The 428-nt window shown below is 40.7% G+C and carries 1 protein-coding gene; it reads right to left on the bottom strand.

The genetic code is table 11. The features are described from left to right. Nucleotides 1–5: 5 nt before the first annotated feature. Nucleotides 6–428, bottom strand: a 423-nt coding sequence (locus tag H5232_RS23665) for a DUF2931 family protein (RefSeq protein ID WP_259398603.1), incomplete at its 5' end; no start/stop codon positions are given.

Raw genomic sequence — 428 nt, 5'->3', positions numbered from 1 at the left:
CTTTACTACTTATTCTCACGCCATTGGGCTTGTCCTGAACCAAGTTCGTGTAATACGCGACCTGTAAACCCCGCTGATGGTGTATTTGAAACCCAAACCTTTATCTCACCTGATTCACCCATACCAACTATTAAATATGGGTAAATATCAGTTTCTACTTCGCCTGTATGGTAACTAAATCGAGGTAACTTATTTGCAAACTTATAGCCACTTTTATCTATTGCCACTTCACCGTAGTAAATTCTATTTTCTGACTTATCTAACCATTCAACAGCGACTTTTTCTGGGAATTTTTGATCGTAAACACCACTTGTTTTACCGGCACTTTGCCAGCAACAACCAAGGCTCCCCATAGGAATACCCCAACTATTATCAAAAGTGATTGATTGCACCCAGATTTCATTACCCTTTTGTGTCGCACCGCCTGC

It is taken from the genome of Pseudoalteromonas sp. SG41-5 (assembly GCF_014164495.1).
In the GTDB taxonomy this organism is placed as follows: Bacteria; Pseudomonadota; Gammaproteobacteria; order Enterobacterales; family Alteromonadaceae; genus Pseudoalteromonas; species Pseudoalteromonas rhizosphaerae.
Note: the sequence above shows the minus strand (reverse complement) of the source record. Positions and strands in the feature narration are given on the sequence as shown.